General features: G+C 70.1%; 1 protein-coding gene. It reads right to left on the reverse strand.

Going from position 1 to position 1389, the window contains the following annotated elements:
• On the reverse strand, positions 1–1389 hold a 1389-nt coding region (locus ACWD4P_RS38240), incomplete at both ends, for an IS4 family transposase (protein ID WP_449782826.1).

Here is a 1389-nt window from a genome sequence, read left to right on the forward strand (position 1 = left end):
CCTTGAGCGGTTCGAGAGTCCGTGTTCGAAGAACGTGACGGTGGTGTGGAGGGTGTAGTTCTGGCTGGTCTTGGGGTGTTGTCCGGCGTTCGGGCCGTACTTGCTGGTGGGGTTTTTGCGGGTGCGGGCCTTGACGCGGTGCCGGTGGCGGGCGGGGTGCAGGGCGTCGAGGACAGCCCGGCCGATGGTGCCGACGAGGTCGGCGGGTCCTGCCGGTGGCAGGATCGCGGTCGCGGTGGTGACGGTGTCGGCGGCGGTGGTCTGCAGGACGGTGAAGCTGATGCGGTCCATGTCCAGGCCGGGCCGGGTGCAGGCGGTATCGGAAGCGGCACGGATCAAGGCCTGGTAGGTGGTGAGCAGGGCGTAGACCTCCTGGTCGAGGCCGGTCAGGCAGCGGGAGCGCAGGACACGGCCGTCCAGCATCGTGGCCTTGATCGAGAAGTACGTCGTCTCCGACTGCCACCGCTCGTGGTAGAGATCCACGAGCCTGGCAGCTGGGTGAGCGGTCGGGTCGAGGAGGCTGGTGAGCAGGCGCCACTGCTCGGTGCGGACGGTGCCATCGGCCAGGGTCACGGTGATGGACGCCTCGATGACGCGCACCGTCAGCAGGTTGGGCAGGACGCCGTAGCCGATGCGGGCGAGGTAGGAGCCGTCGCCCAGGTGCCCGGCCGGGGTGGGGACACGGCGGGCTCCGGACCGGACGAGGAACCGCGCCCCGCTGTGGTGGACGGCGTCGAGGAACTCGTTGCCGTCGAAGGCCGCGTCGGCCAGCAGGAGCATCGTCTGGTCCAGGGCGGTCAGAAGCCGCTTGGCATAGGGGAGTTCACCCTCGGATTCCGGTCCGAAGACGGCGGCTATGAGCGCGCGGGTGCCGCACTCGACCAGCACCAGCAGACGCAGCAGCGGATAGCCGAACTCCAGGGTTTCTCCGGCCCGCTTGGGGTAGCGCCAGGTGAGCGTCTCGTCGTCGGGGGTGTGCAGCAGCGTCCCGTCCACCGCGACCGTGCGCAGGCCCCGGTAGAAGGACCCAGCCTGCCCAGGGCGGGCGAGGGGCCCGGCAAGCGTCTCGAACAGACGCCGCAGAGGTGCGGCCCCCACCCTGCGTCTGGCCCGCGTCAGCGAGGAGACTGCGGGACGCACCAGGGCCAGCGGGGTCAGGGCGGCGGTCAGCTTGGACCACACCACGCGGTACGAGCAGTGCTCGAACAGCGCGAGCGCCAGCACGAAGTACACCACCACCCGCGAAGGCAGCAGCCGCAGGCGCCGCTCGACCCTCCCGCTCTCCTCCAACACCGCGTCCACCAGCGCGAAGTCCACGATCTGGGTCAACTCCCCCAGATGGCCCGGCGCGAACACCCCCCGGGCCGTCTCGATCGTGGACGTGATGAC

The organism is Kitasatospora sp. NPDC002543 (genome assembly GCF_053594915.1).